Genomic DNA, 22,126 nt, shown 5'->3' on the forward strand with positions numbered 1-22,126 from the left:
TTTGCTTATAACCGTAAATCTGCCTTTACAAAAACCGCCAAAATAAACTAAAATAGAATAGGATTCTGTACAAAAACAATTGGAGGTGACTGGCTTTGGAAGAATTTACACTGAATAATGAACAGATTGATATCCTCGGTGAGATTGCAAATATCAGTATGGGTAATTCAGCTACAACACTCAGCATGATGGTAAACAGAAAAGTTGACATCACTACTCCAAACGTCAAGGTCATAAAGAGAAGCGAAGCTCTTGATGACTATGAAAAGACATGCATCTTTGTTCAGATTCATTATGTGAAAGGTCTTGAGGGCAACAATGTGCTTGTCCTTAAAGAGCATGATGTCAAGGTTATGACAGACCTTATGATGGGCGGAGACGGAACCAATACTGCTGGAGAAATAACCGATCTTCATCTTTCGGCAGCATCCGAAGCCATGAATCAGATGATGGGAACCTCTGCGACCAGTCTTTCATCCATGCTTGGAGTGGCCACCGATATCAGTACACCGATTGTTAATCAGATAGATGTAGAGAGTATTAAAGTTTTTGAAAAAATGTTTGATACTACTTACGATAAATTTGTTAAAATAGCATTTAGGATGACCATAGGTAATCTTATTGATTCCGTTATGGTCCAGCTTTATCCTGTGCAGTTCGCAGAGGATATGTGCGACAAATTTATGAGTAAAGGAAAATAACGTATCAAATGAACAAGGCAGAAACACTAGAGATCAAGAAACAGTTTACACAGGAGAGATGCACTATCGACCACATCTGCGGATGCTATGTGGATCATGAAAAGAATAAGAAGCTGACCTTTAGAAAGGCCTTCGGATCACTGCCGGAGGAAGAGACCTTCAAGTACCTGGATATTTTCCAGCACACGCTTGCAGGTACTTTTGGCAAAAACCTTATAAGTCTTGAGTTTCCGTTGGATCAGGAACAGCCCGGAGGCACTCAAGACTTTCTTTTGACTCTCAGAAATTCTAAGCTCGAGGATGATGAGCTTGTTGACGAGTGTTATGACAAGATCATTGCGAATTACGTAAACGGTGAGAATTACTATATTATTCTGGTCCATGCGGCCTACGATGTTCCCGGTATCACCAAAGACGGTATCGAGATGGAAGATGCATCAGACAATGTCTATGACTACATTCTCTGCAGTATCTGCCCTGTTAAGCTCTCCAAGGCAGGCCTTGGATACAATGAGTCCAAGAATGCCATCGAGGAGAGGTACAGAGACTGGATAGTAGAAGGTCCGGTGAAAGGATTTCTTTTCCCGGCATTTATAGAGAGAAATACAGATATACACAATATGCTTTACTTCACCAAAAAGCCCGAGGATCTTCAGCCTGAATTTGTTGAGGCTATGTTCGGCGGAAGAGCTCCTATATCAGCACCTGAGCAGAAGGACATCTTTGATGCGGTTGTACAGAACACTATAGGTGACGAGGCTGACTATGACATCATGAAGAATGTCCACGACAATCTGAATCAGATGATAGAGGATCACGTGGATGATCCGGAGCCACTTGAGCTTTCCAAAAAGGATGTTAAGCAGCTCCTTTCAGACAGTGGTGTATCCGAGGAACGTTTGGGATACTTTGACGAGAACTATATTAAGTGCGCAGGAGACGAGGATTATCCGCTTCTTGCCAGCAATATAGCTCACACCAAGAAGTTCGATATTGAGACACCCGATGTTGTGATCAAGGTTAAACCTGACAGGACAGATCTGGTGGAATCCAAGATCGTAGACGGAAGACAATGCCTTGTAATAGCAGTGGATGATCATATTGAAGTCAATGGGATCAATGTACGAACATTCATGAACAGGTAATATGATCAGTTTACTTTGGAATTACATCAAAATTAATAATGCTGAGCTTAGAGAGATAAAAGAGTATTTTGATAAGTGCAGCGATGAAATAGATAAAAGCAATCTTTTTATGCTCCGCAGAGTGTGCATGTACACATCTCTGGTTTTTCTGGGCATGATGGCTTTGTCATATATAATTGTGCCCGGATTCAGGATAACTCCCGGGCACATTGTGATTATTCCGGTATTGGGCATTTATTTGGTTATAAATTCATACACCAGAAGAAAGAGCAATATCACCGGGATTAAAGCAAAAGTAATCTGTCTGGTTTATTACACACTGATGTGTGCAGCATTTATCATAATGGATCTGGCTTACAGCGAGAGACCGGTTCTATGGGTCCCGCTGGCCTTAATGGTCTTTCCTGTTCTCTACATTGACAGACTGATTCTGTATGGAGTTGAAGAGACTATAGCAGTTTGTGTCTATGGATTCATTTCCTATCAGGAAAAGGGATACGTATATTTTATCTGGGACATGTATATGGTCATAGCGGCTTATGTTATTTCGATGATCATAGGGAGGATAATACTTGGCGTCAGAAGTAAGGAAGGACTTGCACTGGAAGAAGTGCGCAGGTTCAGTCAGGTGGACAAGCTTACTAATGTCCTTAACAAAGGCGCTCTTATTGCTGAAATAGAATCGTATTTAAAGCGCAGAAGCGATGATTCCTACTGTGCTATGTGCATTTTTGATGTTGATGATTTCAAGCAGGTTAACGATGGAATCGGTCATACCGGAGGCGATGCTCTTTTGGAACACATAGGAGAGCTGCTTTTAAAGAACTTCAGACCTACCGATATCATCGGAAGATTTGGAGGGGATGAGTTTGTTGTTTTCATGCCTAACATGAAGGAACTTTCTCTTGTGGAATTCAGATGCAGATCCCTCCAGATGATGCTTGAAAGCTACAGAATTGAAGATAACGGTCCATTTACACTCAGTATCGGAGCTATAGTGGATAAGGGAGATCATTGTTGGGAGGACATGCTCCGGATGGCTGATGATGCCCTGTATAAGTCTAAAATGTCCGGCAAGAACAGATGCAGTGCATGGGTTGTAAGAAAGGATATTAAACTGACAAAACCCGGACTTGTCTTTCTCACAACTCTGGATGAAGAAAATGCGCAGGTGCTTTTAGCTGAGGAGTCTGATCGCTTTGATATTCTCGCCTGCAATGACAACGACGAGGCTATTGGCTATGTGAGCCAGTACCACAATGAGATAAAGATGGTTGTTATCGAACTGAACAATGAAAGCCTTATGGGCAGCCTCGCAATAAGATATATCAAGGAACGTGAGATATTCAGTTCTATACCTGTCCTTGCTGTTGTGGATACGGATGAAGCCATTCCGCTGGCAGAAGAGCTCGGAGCAGACCGGGTTCTTAAGACAGAAACTCCAAATGAATTATTTGCTATTACTATCAAGGAGCTTTCGGGTGTATGATAGTATAGTTATCTACATATAGAAGGGAAGATATAAATGTTAAAGACGTTACTAAAACAGGTCAAGCAGTATAAGCTTGCATCCATACTGACGCCACTGTTCATGATCGGGGAAGTTATTTGTGAAATGATAATACCCGTTCTCATGGCCAGAATAGTGGACATCGGTATTTACGGAAACAACATGGGATACATCTTTTCCACAGGCGGAAAGATGATCGTCATCGCAGTTTTGGGACTTCTGGCAGGACTTCTGGGAGCGTATTACGGCTCCATGGCTTCCACCGGATTTGCCAAGAATCTAAGAAAGGCAATGTTTGATAACATACAGACCTTTTCTTTTTCAAACATCGACAAATTCTCAACTTCAGGTCTTGTAACAAGACTTACCACCGATGTTTCCAATATTCAGAATGCCTACATGATGATCCTCAGGATGGCCATGAGAGCTCCCGCATCCATGATAGTTGCTATGGTCATGAGCTTTCTGATAAGCCCCGAGCTTGCAAGGATCTATCTGGTGGCTGTAATCTTTCTTGCTGTTGTTGCAGTTTTTCTCATGAGAAGGGCAACCAGATACTTCAAGGAAGTTTTTGAAAAGTACGATGAGCTCAATGAGAGCGTTCAGGAGAATGTTTCGGCCATAAGAGTTGTCAAAGCTTATGTGCGTGAAGACTACGAGAACAATAAGTTCAAAAAGGCAGCTCTTAATATCTACAACATGTTCGTTAAGGCAGAAGGTAATGTAGTATACGTGGCGCCTTTGATGACAGCCACTGTTTATGCCTGCATTCTTCTTATCAGCTGGTTTGGCGCTCGTATGATAGTTGCAGGAAACCTCTCAACAGGTAACCTTATGAGCCTTCTGACCTATTGCATGAGCATACTTATGAGCCTTATGATGCTGGCCATGATATTTGTGATGATGACCATGGCCGAGGCAAGCGGAAAGCGAATTGCAGAAGTTATCGAGGAGAAAGCAGATCTGACCAATCCTGAGAATCCGGTCATGTCAGTTGCGGACGGAAGCATCTCTTTTGACCACGTATTCTTCTCATATAATAAGGGTTCTGACGAACCTGTGTTAAAAGACATTACTCTGGATATAAAGTCCGGAGAGACCATAGGTATTATCGGAGGAACGGGTTCGGCAAAATCCTCCCTTATAAATCTTATAAGCAGGCTCTACGATGTAACAGACGGTTCTGTTAAGGTCGGCGGAGTTGATGTCAGGGACTACGACATGGAAATCTTAAGAGACCAGGTTTCTGTAGTCCTTCAAAAGAATGTCCTGTTCTCCGGAACCATTATGGAGAATTTGAGATGGGGCGATAAAAATGCCTCTGAAGAAGCTGTAAAAAGAGCCTGTGAAATGGCCTGTGCGGATGAATTCATTGAGAAGATGCCCGATGGTTACAACACTGTGATAGAGCAGGGCGGAACCAATGTGTCCGGAGGTCAGAGACAAAGGCTTTGTATCGCAAGAGCTCTTTTAAAAAGACCTTGTATTCTTATCCTTGATGATTCCACAAGTGCTGTTGATACAGCAACTGATGCCAAGATCAGAAAGGCATTTGCGGAGATGATTCCGGGAACTACCAAGCTTATAATAGCGCAGCGTATCAGTTCCGTGCAGGACTGTGACCGTATTATTGTTATGGATGACGGCAAGATCAACGGATTTGCAAGTCATGAAGAACTTCTTAAGACAAACGATATCTACAGAGAAGTTTACGAGTCACAGACCGGTGTAAGCGGCGATGCTGATTTTGACGCAGCTACACAGCAGTAATTGGAGGTAATATATGGCAGAACCAAAAGCAATTAAAGGGGGACCAGGTGGCGGCGCAAGACGCGGAATGCCAAGGCCCAAGATAGAGAATCCCGGCAAGCTGTTCGGAAGGCTCATGGGATATGTTTTTAAATATTATCCGATACACATGCTGACAATTGTGGTGTGTATTCTTTTGACAGTATTTTCATCGGTCCAGGGAACTCTTTTTACCAGAACCCTGATCGATTCCTACATTCAGCCGATGATCGGAGCAGCTGATCCTGACTATGGACCGCTGCTTGGTGCAATGGCAAGAGTAGCTGTCTTTTATGCACTCGGCGTACTCGCAGCTTTTGTACAGGCCAAGGTGATGATCTATATCAACCAGGGAACGCTCAGAAGACTCAGGGAAGAGCTTTTTGTACATATGGAATCTCTTCCCATCAAGTATTTTGACACACATGCACACGGCGATATCATGTCGATCTACACCAATGATATCGATACCTTAAGGCAGATGATAAGCCAGAGTATTCCGCAGCTTTTATCAAGTGCTATTACCATCGTTTCTGTGCTGGCATCAATGATAGTCCTCAGTCTTCCGCTTACGGGAGTAACTCTTCTGATGGTGGCTGTTATGCTTTTCTGTTCAGCCAAGGCCACAAAATCATCAGGCAAGAACTTCGTTGCCCAGCAAAAGAATATCGGTGAGCTTAACGGCTTTATCGAAGAGATGATGACAGGTCAGAAGGTTGTTAAGGTATTCAATCACGAAGAAGAAGCCATTGCCAGATTTGATGAACTCAATGAAAAACTCTGCGAGAGTGCCTTTAAGGCCAATGCTTATTCTGGAGCTTTGGGCCCCATCAATGCACAGCTTGGTAATACCAGCTATGTTATCTGCGCCATGATAGGTGCAGCGATTGCTCTTTCGGGCAGCGTGGCAGCAGGCTTTACTGTAGGTATGCTGGCGAGCTTTCTCACCTTCAACAAGAGCTTTTCGATGCCTATCAACCAGGTCAGCATGCAGTTCAATTCCATCATAATGGCTCTTGCAGGTGCCGACAGGATATTCAAGCTTCTTGATGAACCTTCGGAGACTGATGAAGGCTATGTAATGCTGGTTAATTCCGAGAAGAGAGACGGCGAGATCGTTGAAGCGGATCACCACACAGGACACTGGGCTTGGAAGCATTATCACAAGGCAGACAATACAACCACATATCAGCCGATGGAAGGCGATGTTACCTTCAATGACGTGGACTTTGGATATACCGATGAAAAGATGGTACTGCACAACATCGTGCTTCATGCAAAACCCGGACAGAAGATCGCTTTTGTAGGATCAACCGGAGCAGGCAAGACCACTATCACCAATCTTATCAACAGGTTCTATGATATTCAGGACGGTAAGATAAGATATGACAACATCAATATCAACAAGATCAAGAAGGCAGACCTCAGAAGGTCTCTTGGAATAGTTCTTCAGGATACACACCTGTTTACAGGTACTGTTATGGAGAATATAAGATACGGCAAACTTGATGCCACAGATGAAGAGGTTAAGGCAGCAGCCAAGCTGGCCAATGCCCACAGCTTTATCAAGAGGCTCCCTGAAGGCTACAATACAATGCTTACAGGAGATGGAGCAAATCTTTCTCAGGGCCAGAGACAGCTTCTTGCAATCGCAAGAGCAGCCATCGCAGATCCTCCGGTGCTTATTCTTGATGAAGCTACATCATCAATCGATACCAGAACAGAGAAGATTGTTCAGGACGGAATGGATAAGCTCATGAGTGGCAGAACAACCTTTGTCATCGCTCACAGGCTCTCGACCGTCAAGAACTCCGACTGCATCATTGTTCTTGAACATGGACGTATTATAGAGCAGGGAACACACGATGAGCTTATTGCAAGGAAGCAGAAGTACTACCAGCTTTACACCGGCATGAAATCCGAGACGGCATAAGATCAGATAAGATAAAGACAGCCCGGACAGAATTGTCCGGGCTTTGCCATGCATCATATTATTTTTGATTTCTGAATTCACCTGGATCTTTTAAAAGAGCCAGCTTTAAAAAGTAGTTCATAAGTCTCTTGTCATGACCGGAGAGCTGATGATAGTAGTAGACTATCTCCCGGTCTTCTATGGATGTCCACTGATTAAGTTGAGATGGGGACATATCCGAACATTCGTTAAGAAAATCCTGATATAGCTTCTCAAACTGAAAATCCATGTCATCATCGGAGATTATGTATTCTGCAGCCTTGATATCCTTGTTGCCCTTGCCGGAACTTAAGACAGAGAGTCTTATAAGCTTGGACAGTGAGGTCTTGTAGAAAGCAGAGAGCTTGTAGAGAGAATCTGTTGATGGCATAAGCCGTGCAGTTTCATAGTGTGAATATGTTGCTCTGGTCACGCCAAGATATTTGGCTATTTCACTCTGGGTGTAATCATTTTTGGTACGCAGTAGCCTTAGATATTGAGAAAGCGGGGTGTCGCTCATATTTATTCCTCCATTATATTATGATAATACTGAAGGTAGCGTATTCCTTGATTAGGCGACAAATTCTATCATAACACTTGAATTTGCTATAACTTTGCAGGAAAGATTTAATAAAATTACAATAAAAAGATTTTATATGTATCAAAATTGGGTTGCGCGATATTTTAAATAGCGTATAATAGAAGTTGATGCGGGACCAAAGAGAGGCTAGCTATCGGTCCTGCAATAGAACAAACCATCATAATTATGAAGGGAGAAACAATATGAACATGAAATTAGCCAGAAGACTCCTGGCATTCACAATGGCAGCAAGCCTTGTTGTTATGCCACTTACCGTAGGAGCAACCGATTCTGCACAGCCTTCAAGCAGTGACAGCAGTGTAACAACAGAGCAGGCTGCAGCTGTTGAGACTACCAGTCAGGTAGCAGCAGGCGGACAGGTTGTTAAGAACCAGCTTCCCGGTGCATTTGCTATCCAGAATGATCCTGCTGTATCAGGTATCGCTGTTACTGAGACACCTGATCAGATCAAGGCTTCAGCAGGTCTTGGTGCAGGTCAGACACCTTTTGTTAAGGGCTACACACTTGATCCCAAGAGGAGCAATCTTGCTTTTGCAAGCTTTGAGGCAGGTGCAGCACAGATTGGCGGAAGAGTTCTTGGCGGACTCAATCTTGACTTCGGCGCACTTACAGACGGTAAGTACACTCAGCTTCCTGAGGGAGTTACAATTCCTGTGACTCTTGGAATCAAGAATTACAATCCTAACCTTACATACTATATTGTTAAGGTTTCAAAGGGTGGCAAGGTTGAGCTTATTCCTTGCGAAGTAGTTGACGGTATGATCAAGTTTGAGGCAACCGGCGGACTTTCTGCTTATGGTCTGATTGCAAAATAATCGACCGGAATTATATTGCTCTATAGCTGGGAAATGGCCGGCGAAGTGCCATTTCCCAGTACTTTTTAGGGATGACAGCCGGTGAGGAGAGTATGGGAAAAGAGGAGAACAGACAAACGTGCAATTTAATAAGCATGATCATTGTCTTGTCTCTTGTTTGCCTGTGCATGTATGGAATCCTGGGGGTATATGGCTTTTCGCTTTTCCCGGACGAGTTCGGGTACTGGGCCAGCGCAGCGAGAGCTTTGGGATATGACTTCTCTGAAGTTGCATCTATGGGCTCGTATTATTCTTATGGGTATTCCCTGATTCTAATTCCACTTTTATCGGTTTTTAAAGACTCAGTTATCTGCTATCGGGCAGCGGTTGTGGTCAACCTTGTATTGCAGATATTGTCTTTCTTTATTATGATCCGTATCCTCGATGATCTTGCAAAGGGCATTAAAAGGCCTGTGAGGATCATCCTGGCCGGGAGTGCAGTGCTTTATCCCTCCTGGGTCTTTTACACTCAGATGACTATGTCTGAGGCACTTTTGTTTTTTCTTTACACTCTGATCATTTTTATCATGATCCGCTTTCTTAAGGAACCGTCCGTATTAAAAGGCATTATCCTGACTCTTTGCACGGTCTATATATATACCGTGCATATGCGGACCATAGGAGTAGCTTTAAGCGTATTTATCATGCTGATGATAAAGCTCATCCGGGGAAAGGACAGAGAGAGGGCAGCCTGTATAGTGAGTGCTGCTTTGCTGACCCTGGGATTTGTTTTAGCTCTTTTTGCAAAAGATATTGTTCAGGGCCTTTTGTATAACAGCGGGCCTGTTATCAGAACTTCCGTAAACGACTATTCAGGACAGAGCGGTAAGCTTATAGAGATTTTGACGCCGAAGGGCTTTGCAAGATTTTTTGTGAGCATGTCGGGCAAGATATTATATCTTGGCTGCGCCACCTTCGGAACAGCATTCGTAGGAATATACAGTCTTTTTAGAAAAATGCTTAAGAAGGATAAAAATGCATTTTTTATCCTGATGACATCGGCTTTTCAGTTCCTGGTCATGTGCGTGTATTTGCTTCACAGCGCAGACCCCGGAGAAAAGAGATTTGATCTGTTTGTGCATGGCAGATATTTTGATTTTGCGATTCCACTGCTTGGGGTGTTAGGTATATACGCTTTCCTTGAAAACAAAGAATGTCGCAAAACAATTGTCTTTTCCAGTGTCTTAACCGCTCTGAGCAGTGTGGTCGCTGTTTTGATAGTAAGCCTCAACAGAACAGGAATGAGCGATCCCCACGGAATGCTGATGATAGGAATGAGCTATTTCCTGGATCTTGACGATTACAGGCCGGTAAGAACGATCATCCTGTCTGTGCTTTTTTCCTTTGCGGGAGCGGCAGTTCTTATCTTTCTTGTGAGTATATATCACAGAAAGCACAATGCCTATGTCCTTCTGTGCATTCCGCTTATGCTGGTGGTACTGGGGTATAGCGCATGTAACCACTTTATATATGTCTGCCAAAGTTATATCTACGGCGACATCCAGGTGGCGGATAAGATCACGGACCTTCGCATTTCAGGGTTTGGCGGGGACATAATCCTCCTGTATGAGGGAGGGCTTGAGTACATAGATACAGTCCAGTTCAGATTACGGGATGAACATATTAAGGTTTATTACCCGGGAAAAGACATTTCAGATCATCCTGAAGCCCTGAAGAAATATATAAGTGAGATTCCGCAAAAAGCCATTGTGCTGACAGATTTTGAAAGCAGTATAAACCTTAGCCTTGATGAGAGCTATAACAGCTCATGGGAGGCGGGACATTTTTGTATACACTATAACAGACCTGACGGAGACATATGATGAAGCTGATCATCCAGATACCCTGTTACAATGAAGCGCAGACGCTGACCATAGCACTTGACCATCTTCCGAAGCATATCGATGGAATAGATGAGATCGAGTACCTCATCATCAATGACGGCAGCAGGGATAACACCGTGGAGGTTGCCAGAAACTGGGGAGTCAACCACATAGTCAACTTCAAGCAGAATCAGGGCCTCGCAAAAGGATTTATTGCAGGTCTTGACGGGTGCCTTAGATGCGGTGCGGACATAATCGTCAATACTGATGCCGATGACCAGTACAGGGGAGACGATATAGAGAAGATAGTAAGACCCATTCTCAACGGGGAAGCGGATATTGTCATAGGAGCAAGACCCATCGATGATACGGAGCACTTTTCCTATATCAAGAAAAAGCTTCAGCATTTTGGAAGCTGGACTGTGAGAAGAGCCTCCAATACCACAATACCGGATGCTCCCAGCGGCTTCAGAGCCTTTAGCCGCGAAGCTGCCATGAAGCTCAATGTGGTCAATGATTATACCTACACTCTTGAGACCATAGTTCAGGCCGGCAGAGAGAAGATCCCTATTACGAGTGTCCCTGTAAGGACCAACGCGGAGCTCAGACCTTCAAGACTGTTTAAGAGTATATGGGGATATGTAAAGAAGTCGATGCTGACGATCCTGCGAGCTTATGTGATGTACAAACCTCTTAAGGCTTTTTCTCTGATAAGTGTTCCCTTTATCATAGTCGGAACAGGTATCGGCATCAGGTTCTTGTACTTTATGGCCCGGGGTACCAGCGGCGGACATATTCAGTCTTTGATTTTGGGATGTATGCTGATAATCATAGGATTTCTTACTTTTGTTGTGGGAATCCTTGCAGATACTATTGCATCCAACAGAAGGATACTTCAGGATGTCCAGTATCATGTCAAGCGTATAGAGTACGGTAGCAGTGAGGAAGATATAGATGATTCTAAGCAAAAGAAATGTGTATAAGAAAATAGCTGCGAGACTGATGGCATTTGCATTTGTTCTGCTAACTCTTTTGACAGGACCTTGCATTTGCAGCAGGGCAGCAGAAGGAGAGCAGCTATCGGGAGAACTCATAACCCTTTCGGAAGATGCCGGTGCATACGCTCTTCCTTCCGAGACCTCGGAGATCGTAAAAGAGTTTAAAGCCGGAGATGTGGTCCTAAAGACCAATGATACTCCCAATTATATTGAAATCTACTACCAGGACCAGACCTTATATATTTCAAAGAAGAACTTATCTGTTGAAGCTTCTGCAAATGAGGCTCTTGCGGCTGAGATGGAAAAGCAGTCACAGATCGACAAGTCCTGGATCGAATCTTACGTATCCCAGATGAAGGCCATCAGAAACGCCAGAATCTGGAGAACAGTCATAATCATCCTGATCGTGGCAGTCGTGGCTGTGATCATATTTAAGAGTGTGACACATAAAGAAAAAAGTTAACTTTTTTAGTTTTTGATAGATAGTCAGAAAGGGCACCTTGACAATTTCATATCTGATTTTTGCTTTACACAAATTCATATATTAATTATTTGACATTTAGTATTGTGTAACTTTTTTTATTCTTATCTCTTTGATTCTCTGTCTGTCTGATTGCATGTACAGAAAGGAGGATGAGCCAGAGATGAAAACACAGAATGAAAGGAGTATAATAATAATTGTCAGTGAAAGAAAAAATGGTAGCAAGACTTTTGTCAAAACCAAGTGATTATACATTTCTTGAGCTAAAAGGACTAACATCAAAGCTGGGGTGTACGATTATACAAGATAGGAATGGCTCTCGTTGCGAGATAATAGCTCCAAGCGGATCTAAGTTCATTGTTCATAAACCTCATAGTTATAAATATTTTAAGTCATACGTGATAATAGCTTTGATTTCATTTTTGAGAAAGGAGGGATTGATTTGAGCGATTTGACAACTTGTTTGAAGTATAAGGGTTATGAAGGAAGTATAGAGATAGATTTTGACGAAAACATTCTTTATGGTCATGTACAGAATTTGGATAATCCTAATGATATGGTTACATATGAGGGTGAAACCATCAAAGAATTAAGAGAAGATTTTGAAGGAGCGATTGATTTCTACCTTTCAACACTAAATGAAGAAGCATTGAAATGATTAACTGTTTATTATATATAAACAAAGCATAACTGAACAATAACTAAAACAAATCCCAGCGTAGAGCAAAAATGAGATATGAAATTGCTCTGAGCTGGGATTATTTATTGTGGGAAAAGATGAGAAAAAGAAGGAGTCTAAACCGGAGGGTGTACTATTACGGGAACTTGTTTGCAACAAAAAAGTTCTCTTTGTCACAACCAAAAATATCGATTACATACGTAACCAACAGGAAATAAAACAGCTCCAAGAATTGGCATTTAAACTTACAATTGTTTCCTCTAATAAAGCAAATTATCCTGCAAGGCTTATCGAAATATACAAAAAAATCTTTGTACTTGCCATATGCAAGCTAATTAAAAAGGGTAATCTACAGGAATATGACGTTGTGTTTATTGGATTTGCACCACAGCTCATACTTCCTTTTTTTCGAAAAACCTTTAGTGGAAAAAAAATAATAATAGATTTTTTTATTTCTGTCTATGACACCTTGGTATCTGATAGGCAAAAATTTAAGCGAAACAGTATAGCTGCCAAAATTTGCCATTATATAGACAGCACTACACTTAAAAATGTTGATCTTGTAATAACAGATACAAAGGCACAGGCTAATTTTTTTATAGAGGAATTTGGAGCTGACAGCAAAAGGATTGAAACCATTTACCTTGAAGCTGATAAGACTATTTATTACCCTCGAATGCAAAAAAAATCTGACAAATTAAGGAATAAGGTTGTAGTGCTTTATTTTGGCAGTGTGCTTCCTTTGCAAGGAGTAGATGTTGTTCTTGAAGCAATCAGAAAATTCAAAGATGTATCAGAAGTCTTTTTTGATATTATTGGCCCCATTTCATCAAAAATGAACAAGCCAATACAGGAAAATGTTAGGTATATTGATTGGCTATCACAAATCGAACTTGCAGAACATATTTCTCAAGCTGACATATGCCTTGCCGGACATTTCAATAAAGTTATTGAAAAAGCTGATAGGACAATTCCCGGAAAAGCATATATATATGAGGCCATGAAAAAAGACATGATTCTAGGAGATTCAGCTGCAAATAGAGAAATATTTTCAGAGGACTCACACCACATATTTTCTAAAAGAGGTGATGCGATTGAATTGTCCACAAGAATCAAGGACTACATCAGTGATTATATGAAAAAAACAACTGGATCAGAAAAGGCACTACCGTAGTGTTCTAATAAGGTGATATCTTGACGCAAAAAATGTGATGTGGCGCTTTATATCAAGAATCCTTAGATGCAGGAATTGGGTATTTGTATTCTATTTAGCAGGTCGGTATTCAGCACAGATAATAGAAAGATATATATGAGTATATGCGTGAGCACATAAAAAAACTAGCAAAAAGTAATAAAATAATAGAGTTTTTAGTCTTAATAGGATACTTGCTTATCAGTTTATTTAGGTACTTATTATTTACTATTTTTTTGATATTTAAAATTGACGATATGAAAGTGGTTTTTAGTTGTAATAAAGGATTAAGGTATGGCGACAATCCACGGTATATTTCTGAAGCCCTTGCAATTAAAAGACCAGAATACAAGATCATATGGCTGCTTGATAAGGATGTTAATTGTGTAGTTCCATCATACGTGAAGAGAGTTCCCAGCTCTTTTCTTCATACAATATATGAATTATCAACCTCAAAAGTATGGGTTGATTCTAATACCAAAGAAATTGGAACTCGAAAAAGGAAAGGACAGTTATTTTTATTCACAATGCATGGTAGTTATGGTCTGAAAAAAATAGGTTTAGATTTAGGGAAGAATAATTCTTTGCATAACAGATTATTATTGCCATTCAATTCTCGCATAGCAAACATAATGTTATCAAATAGTTATGCCACATCAGCTATTTACAGACGGGCTTTTAATTACAAAGGGCGAATAATCGAAAAAGGCAGTCCCAAAAATGATATTTTCTTTCAATCAGGAAATGAAATCAATATAAAAGTTAAGAATTATTATAAATTACCAATTGATAGTCATTTAATAATGTATGCACCTACGTTTAGGGATGATATGTCCTATGACTTTTTTAATATTGATCTAAAAAATGTTTTGTCAGCTATTAAAGAAACATATAGTGGTGAGTGGTACTTTTTGGTGAGAGTACATCCTCAAAATTCACAATTAAATAATCATATTGTTTGTTCTGAAAAGATAATTAATTCTTTTGATTACAGCGATATGCAGGAATTACTAATGGCAACAGATATTCTAATAACCGATTATTCTAGTTGCATGTTTGACTTTATTACTAAACCAAAACCATGCTTCATATATGCTCCTGATCTAGAGGATTATGAATCCAAGCATGGCAACTATTACAAAATGTCGGAATTGCCATTTCCCGTAGCAGGAAGTAATAACGAACTTATAAACAACATAAAAAATTTTGATATTGATAACTATATCAAAGCTATTGAAGATCTTCATAAAAATGTGGGGCTATGCGAAACCGGCAATGCATCAGAAAAAGTCGCCGATGCGATTATTGATTTTATAGAATCCCATAAAACATAAATGGACAAGCAAGTGGAATTAAGAACAGTAAAATATGAGCATTATAGAATAACACAGTGGATAAGAGCAATGAATGCTTTTGTTCTTTAGCATAAATACGTAACCACCGGAAAATTTAGCGCTTACTATAAAAAAGGAGAAAGATAGTAAATCAGAAATGAATATCGCAATTATTATTGCCGGAGGTGTAGGCAACAGAATGGGACAGGATATCCCAAAACAATTTATTAATGTATACGATAAGCCTGTTATTGTATACACATTGGAAGCATTTCAACGCCATCCACAAGTAGATGCTATTGAAGTCGTTTGTATTGAAGGCTGGGAGGCTATGGTATGGGCTTATGCAAGGCAATTCAATATATCTAAGTTGCGTTGGGTTACTGAAGGCGGACGGTCAGGACAAGAGTCTATAAGAAATGGCGTATTTTTTCTGGAAGATAAGTGCGATGAAAATGACATCATAATTATACATGATGGTATAAGACCTGTTGTAAACAGTGAGGTTTTAACCGATGTTATAGATAAATGTAATCAGTATGGGAACGCTGTTACATCATCTCCTTGTAATGACCAAATGTTTCTTGTTGACGAATCTGACGAAAAATCAACAACCGACTATATTGTTAGAGAGAGGATTAGAAAAGTCACTACTCCACAGGCATATCGCTTTTCTTTAGTAGATAAGGCTTATCATGACGCATTTAATTCAGGAAAAGGTCTTCATTCTTCATCATATACAAACACAATGATGGTAGATTTGGGTATAAGACTATATTTTGCCGAGGGCTCCGAAAAAAATATCAAACTTACAACAGTAGAGGATCTTGAAATTTTTAAAGCAATACTAAAATCAGAAAAGCAAAATTGGATAAAGAGTAAAGATGAATTATAACAGTATATACCGCTCAGATTTACTAGAAACCGTAAAAAAAATACCAGGTTTAGATACACTGTTCACAAAAACCATTATGATAACAGGCGCAAATGGAATGATTGGATCTGCTATAATTGACGTTCTTATGCTTGCCAATGAAGTATACAACTTAAATATACAAGTCATTGCAGCTGTTCGTTCGATAGAAAAAGCAAAAAAAAGATTCATAAACTGGGAAACCTCGAGTTTTATTGACTATATTGAGTATGATGCTGTTGCTTTTGATACTAAACCTTCTGGCATTGACTTTATTATTCATTCAGCAGGTTATGCTTCTCCAATTTATTATGGAACAAATCCCGTAGAAGTCATGAAGGTAAATATTTTAGGCATAGCAAAATTACTAGATTATGCCAAAGAAAACAAAAATACTCGTGTTATCTATATTTCTTCAAGTGAAATATATGGCAGATTATCTTCGAAAGTCCTATGGAGTGAAAATGACATTGGGGCAATAGATATATTAAATCCTCGTAACTGCTACTCTTCTTCCAAGCGCGCTGCTGAAACGCTGTGTATATCTTATTTTCAAGAATATGATGTAGATACTGTTATAGTAAGGCCTGGACATATTTATGGTCCAACAGCTATTGCCAGTGATAATAAAGTATCATCTTACTTTGCAAAATGTGCGATGGCAAAAAAAGATATACATTTAAAAAGCTCCGGCAATCAGATTCGTTCCTACTGCTATGTTTTGGATTGCGCAGGAGGGATCATTGCAACCATGCTTCACGGCAAAAGTGCAGAAGCATATAATATCGCTAATCCTGATAGTAATATCAGCATACGTGAGCTAGCATTTGCCTTTGCGGATGCCGGGAATGTGCAAGTGAAATTTGATAATCCATCTGATGCTGAGATTAGCATATTTAATCCAATGGATTGCTCTGCGCTAGATGCTCAAAAGCTTACTAATATTGGTTGGATGAGTTCCTTCACTAAGGAGAAAGGAGTTTATTCTACATTGGCGGGTATATATAAGTAAACGCATAGAAATTTATAGAAATACTTTATAGAAGGATATTGTTAAAGCATGAAAATAATAGCGTTTTATCTTCCACAGTTTCATACTTTTCCAGAAAATGATAAATGGTGGGGAAAGGGATTTACAGAATGGACTAATACAAAAAAAGCGCAACCATTGTTCAAGGGTCATTATCAGCCACATACCCCGTTAGATGAAAAATACTACGACTTATCTGACCCCAAGACGATGAAAACTCAGGTTGACTTAGCAAAACATTATGGTATTTATGGCTTTTGTTTTTACCATTATTGGTTTAATGGAAAGTTACTGATGCAAAAACCGGTTGAAGAGTTTCTTTCTAACAAGACTATTGATATGCCTTTCTGTTTATGCTGGGCAAACGAAACATGGACACGGCGTTGGAATGGTGGAAAAGGAAAAGGTGAAGTTCTGATTAAGCAAGAATATGGAGACGAAAACGATTGGAAAGAACATTTTTATTACTTATTGCCATTTCTTAAGGACAAAAGGTATATAAGGATTAATGATATGCCTATCCTTCTTGTTTATAGACCGGAGATAATGCCTTGCTATGAAAAGATGGTATTTCTATGGAAAAAACTTGCTAAGGATAACGGTCTTAATGGTCTATATATAATGGCTCAAGGCAGCAATTATTGTGCCAAAAACAGATACACAAAATCTTTAGGCGTTACAGATGCATGCATAATGTATGAACCTGGATACACTATCGCCGCGCTTAAACAGTGTAATATCAAACATTTTGTTGCTGACTTGATAGAATTCTTTCCGTTCAATTTGTATTACTACGCAAAAACTATTATCCGTATGCTTTCATGTTTTATAGCCAAAGTATGTGACTATAAATGTCCAGCCTTCATAAAGCGACTAATAATAAATCGCATTAGTTATGATTTGGTCTGGCGCACAATATTGAAACATCGAGTGATAGAGAATTATTACCCCGGAGCATTTGTAAGCTGGGATAATACTGCACGAAGAAAATGGGAAGGGCGCGTGGTTTATGGTGCCACCCCTGATAAATTCCGCAAATATTTTGATTTGCATATTAAACGCATTCAAAAAGAATACAAAAAAGATTATATTTTTGTTACCGCTTGGAATGAGTGGGCTGAAGGAGCACATCTTGAGCCAGATGAGAAGTTCAAGTTCGGATATCTAAACGCTATTAAAGATACTCTTATGAAAAATGGTGAATGGGAGTAAATGAGCTAATAATATGTGAGCAGACAATATTCATGAACTTTGATACATTATATTGATTAGGACTATTAGAACATATTTTGCGTCTGCAATAAGATAGGGGCAGAGAACTCAATATGTCTTAGCGATAGTTGATCTGAATTAACGTTTTTTAGTTATCTGATTTTAGTTGCATTAATTCTCTTATGCTTTTTTAATTCTGCAGGACTAATAGAAATAAAATAGCTAGGCACCAACAAACTACACTGGAGATGAGTATATTATTATTATTTTACAATTGTCGAGAATGCTTGAAGTGAATGGATATACCAAAAACTCATTGAAAGAGTATAAATTATACTAAGACTCCAAAAGATGTTTTATGGGAGGCGAGAAATGAAAATAAAAAAAATACTGTTTGTTTCTCATGAATCTGGTGTAGGTGGATCAACTCAAAGTCTTATCATGTTAATACGTGGTATACAAGAACTATATCCAGACATTCATTGTACAGTAATAATTCCAAAAAAAATCGGAACTAAAATAGCAGCAAAAGAACTATTTGCTGAAAATAATATAGATTGTACTGAAATGTTATTCCGAAAGAATTATAGAGAAATTGGAAAAAAGTATTCTTTCAAATATCTAATATTTGATGTGATAAACTATCTGTCAAAGTTTTCTATTACAAAATATATAAAAGAAAATAAAATTGATCTTATATGTACAAATTCTTCAGCTGTTGATGTTGGCGCACGTGCGGCTTTTGTGATGAATAAGCCACACGTGCAATATATTCGCGAAATGATGGAAGATGATTATGGTATAGAGTACAGAAATAAGAAACTCATGAGAAATATTATTGAAAAGTCAAACGGTGTCATTTTTATTTCACAGTTTGTGAAAACTAAGTATATGCAATTATATAATATTCGTCATAGTACTATTTTTTATAATGGATTTGATGTGCATAGGTATTATAACCCAGACCACATTATTTTCAATAAAGAATATATTAGTATTGTCCAAATTGGTGCGATAAGAGCTGGTAAAGGGGTAAAAGAGTCAATTGAGATAATGAATCTATTAAAAAATAAAGGCTTTATGTCTTTTAAGATGGTATTTATTGGGAAGGGAATGAAGAGTTATATTAGTGAAGTAGATGAGCTCATTGAAAAATATGATCTTACAGGTCATGTAAAAATCGAAGACTTCACAAATGATATATCAGGAGTATTAAAAAACAATGATATTCTTTTAATGAATTCTAAAGCCGAAGGCTTTGGAAGGGTTACTGTTGAGGCTATGTTAGCTGGATGCTTAGTATTAGGTAGGAATAAAGGCGGAACCATGGAAATACTATCTAATCAAAAAACAGGTATTCTTTTTGATACATATGAAGAAGCTGCTAATAGAATAATTGAGAGTTTCGCAGCCATTGAAAAAAGTCGTCTAATTGCTAAAGAGGGACAGGACTTTGCCTATACTAATTTTCATTATAGGAAAGCATCTGCTAATTTTATTCAATTTTGTAGAAGTATATGAAAGAGTGATAAATAAATGAAAAATGAGGGTTACAGTAATTTTATAGATGTTGTTATCACGTTCTTCATCGTAACTTTTGTCAGATTTATAATTACTCCTCATGGTCTTCCTGTCGCTAGTGGATGTGATCAAGTTTCACTAATATCACCAGCTGCATTTCTTGCTGGTTATGATTGGCGAGATGTTGTTACTACTGCAGGATACTATGGTATAGGAGTTTCGTGGCTTTTAGCGCCTTTCTATTATTTAGGATTGAAAAGTATACATATTTATTGGCTTTTGGGCTTTTTGTCTGATCTTTTATTTGGATTATGCGCATGTGTGTATTACTGCATTATTGCCAAATTTACAAACATAAATAATCGCGTTAACAGAGTCGCTATTGCAGTTATTGTTTCCTCAACAGCTTTATCAAGCAATTATTCTGCCGTAGCTGGTACTAATGAGGTGATGTTAGATTTTATTGGTGCCATCATATGTTATATGCTATTTGTTATGCTTTGTTGTCCTCAAGGGAAAAAAACAAAATATGAAATAGTTTTATTGATGATATTTGCATATATGTACACTGTCCATACAAGGGCAGTGATTTATTTGCTTGCATTTGCTTTATTATCAATCGCTTTATGGTTTTCACATAAAGAGCAATTAGTCCACAGATGGTTCTGGTATCTTTCCGTTATCGAGTACTTTAGTGTTCAGATTTTACTTAAATATTACCAATCGTTTATTTGGGTCGGTACTGCTAGAAATTCCTCAATTGCTGCCACATTATCGGGTAAGTTAACAGCGAGTGATTACTTTCTTAGGATCAAGGTTATGTTCATGATTGTTATTTCAACATTGATCAATCATTATTCATTAACACTTGGTGTTGGCTTTATTGCTATTGTCACATTTTGCATTCTTATTTATAAGATAGTGAAAAACCATGAAAATATTTATATGACTACAGAATTCTTTGTCGGACTTTATTTCTTTTTTGCATACATTGTATGCTTAGCTGGTATGGCTTATATATGGTCTAAAGGTGCTGCGGATGGAATTAGCTCGGGAGCTAATTATGTAACCCAATATAGGGCTTTTTATTATCCAAGATATGCAGGCACTTTTATTCCGGGAATGGTCTTAATGGCGATACTTATTATTTACAATAACCATTATTTACGAAAAAAGGCAGTACTTATCTCTTCCCTTTCAATTATTGTCATGAGCATATACTATCTTCAAAAGGTTGTCCCATTTATAGATAATAAAAGAATTCGCTTTTTTCTAATACATGCTATCCAAGATAAAGGGGTTAAGGCAGACCATATGCTTTGGACTGCCAGTATTCAATTCATCATATTTATCGCCATTGTTTGGGGAATGACTTTTTTTCTATCAAATAGGAAATATCTTGATATATTGGCTGGCGTTATGTTAGTGTATGTAAATTTTCTTTTATGGAATATGTACTTTAATGATAATCATCTTACGGAAATAAAATACTATTCGTATGCTAATTCCGGATATGAATTATTATGCTCAATATCAAATGAAATAGACAATCCTGATATTTATGTTATAGATATACGGAATAAGTCTTCTGATGAAATATGGCATATGTATCAGTTTATGAATTACTCGATGCATATCGTTCCAGGACTTCCCCCCGATGGTATTGACAACTGTATATTGTTCAGTAACGGAATTATAAAAAGCCATTTCTTGAATAATTATTCTTATATTCAATTAGATGATAATGAGTATGTATATTATTGTGGAAATGAATATGCAAGAATAATAGAAAGTGTGTTGAAATGAAGAATCCTTATGTTAGTAGATTATCATTTATTACTTCATTCTTGCTATTAGCTTTTTTGCTTCATTCCATTAGTGAGAAAATAAGTTTTTCAAACGCATGTGATTCTTTTTATTCAGGAAATATTATACTTGATCACAAAATAATTGATGTTAACCCTGAGAATAACAAAATCCTTTTTATTAGCGGAAATAATAACAATATAGGAACTGCTTGTCTAAGCATCAATACAATTACTAAATATGGAACATATAGATTGATTGGAAATGAAGAAGTTGTAGGGATGTATTCAGGACGAATTGATTCATCCGGGCAGCCGATGGTTATACAAATAGCCGGTTATACAGATGCAGCTAATGCGGATATTAAAATTTGTATTTCTGGTCACGAATTCAGTTTGCATTTAACCGATAAACCACAATTATACACATATCTCATAGAAGAGGGAACTTCAAGCGGCGACTTTTATTTATCTGCAAATGCAACACAGGATTCTAAAATATACATTGATCAAATTATGTGCGCTTACTACCCCAAAAAATATATAAAAGATCTCGCAATTGGTACTTATTATTATTCTTATAGGTGA

The 22,126-nt window shown here is 38.6% G+C and carries 19 protein-coding genes; 18 read left to right on the forward strand and 1 reads right to left on the reverse strand.

What is annotated here, in order from left to right; all coding sequences use genetic code 11:
- The first annotated feature begins 95 nt into the window (after window positions 1-95).
- From fliY to G590_RS0104935, 5 genes are read left to right on the forward strand one after another with little or no spacing between them, the layout of a single operon-like run.
- Window positions 96-701 carry a flagellar motor switch phosphatase FliY gene (gene fliY, locus G590_RS18470; RefSeq protein WP_022764560.1) on the forward strand — a complete coding sequence of 202 codons (606 nt, stop codon included), beginning with the start codon at window positions 96-98 and terminating at the stop codon, window positions 699-701.
- Between the two features lie 8 nt (window positions 702-709).
- On the forward strand, window positions 710-1,846 hold the full coding sequence (locus tag G590_RS0104920; RefSeq protein ID WP_022764561.1) for a DUF4317 domain-containing protein: 1,137 nt from the start codon (window positions 710-712) through the stop codon (window positions 1,844-1,846).
- 1 nt (window position 1,847) lies between these two features.
- Window positions 1,848-3,335: a GGDEF domain-containing protein gene (locus G590_RS0104925; protein WP_022764562.1), complete on the forward strand. Its 1,488-nt coding sequence runs from the start codon at window positions 1,848-1,850 to the stop codon at window positions 3,333-3,335.
- A gap of 36 nt (window positions 3,336-3,371) precedes the next feature.
- Entirely contained in the window at window positions 3,372-5,126 is a 1,755-nt protein-coding gene (locus G590_RS0104930; protein WP_022764563.1) for an ABC transporter ATP-binding protein, read from the forward strand.
- A gap of 13 nt (window positions 5,127-5,139) precedes the next feature.
- Entirely contained in the window at window positions 5,140-7,077 is a 1,938-nt protein-coding gene (locus G590_RS0104935) for an ABC transporter ATP-binding protein (RefSeq protein ID WP_022764564.1), read from the forward strand.
- A gap of 58 nt (window positions 7,078-7,135) precedes the next feature.
- Here G590_RS0104935 and G590_RS20445 read toward each other — a convergent pair whose 3' ends face one another.
- Complete coding sequence (locus G590_RS20445) at window positions 7,136-7,615, reverse strand: helix-turn-helix transcriptional regulator (protein ID WP_022764565.1); 480 nt, start codon at window positions 7,613-7,615, stop codon at window positions 7,136-7,138.
- A 263-nt stretch (window positions 7,616-7,878) separates the two neighbouring features.
- Here G590_RS20445 and G590_RS0104945 point away from each other — a divergent pair, with 263 nt between their 5' ends.
- From G590_RS0104945 to G590_RS0105010, 13 genes are all read left to right on the forward strand, one after another.
- The gene (locus G590_RS0104945) at window positions 7,879-8,511 is read left to right on the forward strand and encodes a hypothetical protein (protein WP_022764566.1); all 633 of its coding nucleotides are present in this window, start codon (window positions 7,879-7,881) and stop codon (window positions 8,509-8,511) included.
- Between the two features lie 92 nt (window positions 8,512-8,603).
- A complete protein-coding gene (locus tag G590_RS0104950) occupies window positions 8,604-10,373 on the forward strand; it encodes a hypothetical protein (RefSeq protein ID WP_022764567.1) in 1,770 nt (589 codons plus the stop codon).
- On the forward strand, window positions 10,373-11,356 hold the full coding sequence (locus tag G590_RS18480) for a glycosyltransferase family 2 protein (protein ID WP_022764568.1): 984 nt from the start codon (window positions 10,373-10,375) through the stop codon (window positions 11,354-11,356). The genes G590_RS0104950 and G590_RS18480 overlap by 1 nt, the downstream gene beginning before the upstream one ends.
- Window positions 11,328-11,834, forward strand: a complete 507-nt coding sequence (locus G590_RS0104960) for a hypothetical protein (protein ID WP_022764569.1) — start codon at window positions 11,328-11,330, stop codon at window positions 11,832-11,834. Before G590_RS18480 ends, G590_RS0104960 begins: the two co-directional genes overlap by 29 nt.
- A gap of 460 nt (window positions 11,835-12,294) precedes the next feature.
- Window positions 12,295-12,510, forward strand: a complete 216-nt coding sequence (locus tag G590_RS18485) for a hypothetical protein (protein WP_155828725.1) — start codon at window positions 12,295-12,297, stop codon at window positions 12,508-12,510.
- Between the two features lie 109 nt (window positions 12,511-12,619).
- Window positions 12,620-13,705, forward strand: a complete 1,086-nt coding sequence (locus tag G590_RS18490; protein ID WP_022764571.1) for a glycosyltransferase — start codon at window positions 12,620-12,622, stop codon at window positions 13,703-13,705.
- 143 nt (window positions 13,706-13,848) lie between these two features.
- Complete coding sequence (locus G590_RS0104980; RefSeq protein WP_022764572.1) at window positions 13,849-15,057, forward strand: CDP-glycerol glycerophosphotransferase family protein; 1,209 nt, start codon at window positions 13,849-13,851, stop codon at window positions 15,055-15,057.
- A gap of 157 nt (window positions 15,058-15,214) precedes the next feature.
- Window positions 15,215-15,952 (forward strand): IspD/TarI family cytidylyltransferase, encoded by a 738-nt coding sequence (locus G590_RS0104985; protein WP_022764573.1) that lies wholly within the window; start codon window positions 15,215-15,217, stop codon window positions 15,950-15,952.
- Window positions 15,942-16,982: an NAD-dependent epimerase/dehydratase family protein gene (locus tag G590_RS0104990; protein WP_022764574.1), complete on the forward strand. Its 1,041-nt coding sequence runs from the start codon at window positions 15,942-15,944 to the stop codon at window positions 16,980-16,982. The genes G590_RS0104985 and G590_RS0104990 overlap by 11 nt, the downstream gene beginning before the upstream one ends.
- Before the next feature lie 48 nt (window positions 16,983-17,030).
- The gene (locus G590_RS0104995) at window positions 17,031-18,212 is read left to right on the forward strand and encodes a glycosyltransferase WbsX family protein (protein ID WP_022764575.1); all 1,182 of its coding nucleotides are present in this window, start codon (window positions 17,031-17,033) and stop codon (window positions 18,210-18,212) included.
- A 372-nt stretch (window positions 18,213-18,584) separates the two neighbouring features.
- Window positions 18,585-19,733, forward strand: coding sequence for a glycosyltransferase family 4 protein (locus tag G590_RS0105000; RefSeq protein WP_022764576.1), 1,149 nt, complete (start codon window positions 18,585-18,587; stop codon window positions 19,731-19,733).
- A gap of 15 nt (window positions 19,734-19,748) precedes the next feature.
- Window positions 19,749-21,539 carry a hypothetical protein gene (locus G590_RS0105005; protein ID WP_022764577.1) on the forward strand — a complete coding sequence of 597 codons (1,791 nt, stop codon included), beginning with the start codon at window positions 19,749-19,751 and terminating at the stop codon, window positions 21,537-21,539.
- The gene (locus G590_RS0105010; protein WP_022764578.1) at window positions 21,536-22,126 is read left to right on the forward strand and encodes a hypothetical protein; all 591 of its coding nucleotides are present in this window, start codon (window positions 21,536-21,538) and stop codon (window positions 22,124-22,126) included. The genes G590_RS0105005 and G590_RS0105010 overlap by 4 nt, the downstream gene beginning before the upstream one ends.

It is taken from the genome of Butyrivibrio sp. XPD2006, from assembly GCF_000420865.1.
GTDB lineage: Bacteria > Bacillota > Clostridia > Lachnospirales > Lachnospiraceae > Butyrivibrio.

Excerpts from the sequence above, each read along its gene's own strand:
- G590_RS18480 (WP_022764568.1), top strand. The coding sequence starts at position 10,373 with ATGAAGCTGATCATCCAGATACCCTGTTACAATGAAGCGCAGACGCTG.
- G590_RS0104945 (WP_022764566.1), top strand. The coding sequence starts at position 7,879 with ATGAACATGAAATTAGCCAGAAGACTCCTGGCATTCACAATGGCAGCA.
- G590_RS0104980 (WP_022764572.1), top strand. The coding sequence starts at position 13,849 with ATGCGTGAGCACATAAAAAAACTAGCAAAAAGTAATAAAATAATAGAG.
- G590_RS0105000 (WP_022764576.1), top strand. The coding sequence starts at position 18,585 with ATGAAAATAAAAAAAATACTGTTTGTTTCTCATGAATCTGGTGTAGGT.
- G590_RS0104950 (WP_022764567.1), top strand. The coding sequence starts at position 8,604 with ATGGGAAAAGAGGAGAACAGACAAACGTGCAATTTAATAAGCATGATC.
- G590_RS0104925 (WP_022764562.1), top strand. The coding sequence starts at position 1,848 with ATGATCAGTTTACTTTGGAATTACATCAAAATTAATAATGCTGAGCTT.
- G590_RS20445 (WP_022764565.1), bottom strand. The coding sequence starts at position 7,615 with ATGAGCGACACCCCGCTTTCTCAATATCTAAGGCTACTGCGTACCAAA.
- G590_RS0105005 (WP_022764577.1), top strand. The coding sequence starts at position 19,749 with ATGAAAAATGAGGGTTACAGTAATTTTATAGATGTTGTTATCACGTTC.
- G590_RS0104960 (WP_022764569.1), top strand. The coding sequence starts at position 11,328 with ATGATTCTAAGCAAAAGAAATGTGTATAAGAAAATAGCTGCGAGACTG.
- G590_RS0104995 (WP_022764575.1), top strand. The coding sequence starts at position 17,031 with ATGAAAATAATAGCGTTTTATCTTCCACAGTTTCATACTTTTCCAGAA.
- G590_RS0104985 (WP_022764573.1), top strand. The coding sequence starts at position 15,215 with ATGAATATCGCAATTATTATTGCCGGAGGTGTAGGCAACAGAATGGGA.
- G590_RS0104920 (WP_022764561.1), top strand. The coding sequence starts at position 710 with ATGAACAAGGCAGAAACACTAGAGATCAAGAAACAGTTTACACAGGAG.
- G590_RS0104935 (WP_022764564.1), top strand. The coding sequence starts at position 5,140 with ATGGCAGAACCAAAAGCAATTAAAGGGGGACCAGGTGGCGGCGCAAGA.
- G590_RS0104930 (WP_022764563.1), top strand. The coding sequence starts at position 3,372 with ATGTTAAAGACGTTACTAAAACAGGTCAAGCAGTATAAGCTTGCATCC.
- G590_RS0105010 (WP_022764578.1), top strand. The coding sequence starts at position 21,536 with ATGAAGAATCCTTATGTTAGTAGATTATCATTTATTACTTCATTCTTG.
- G590_RS0104990 (WP_022764574.1), top strand. The coding sequence starts at position 15,942 with ATGAATTATAACAGTATATACCGCTCAGATTTACTAGAAACCGTAAAA.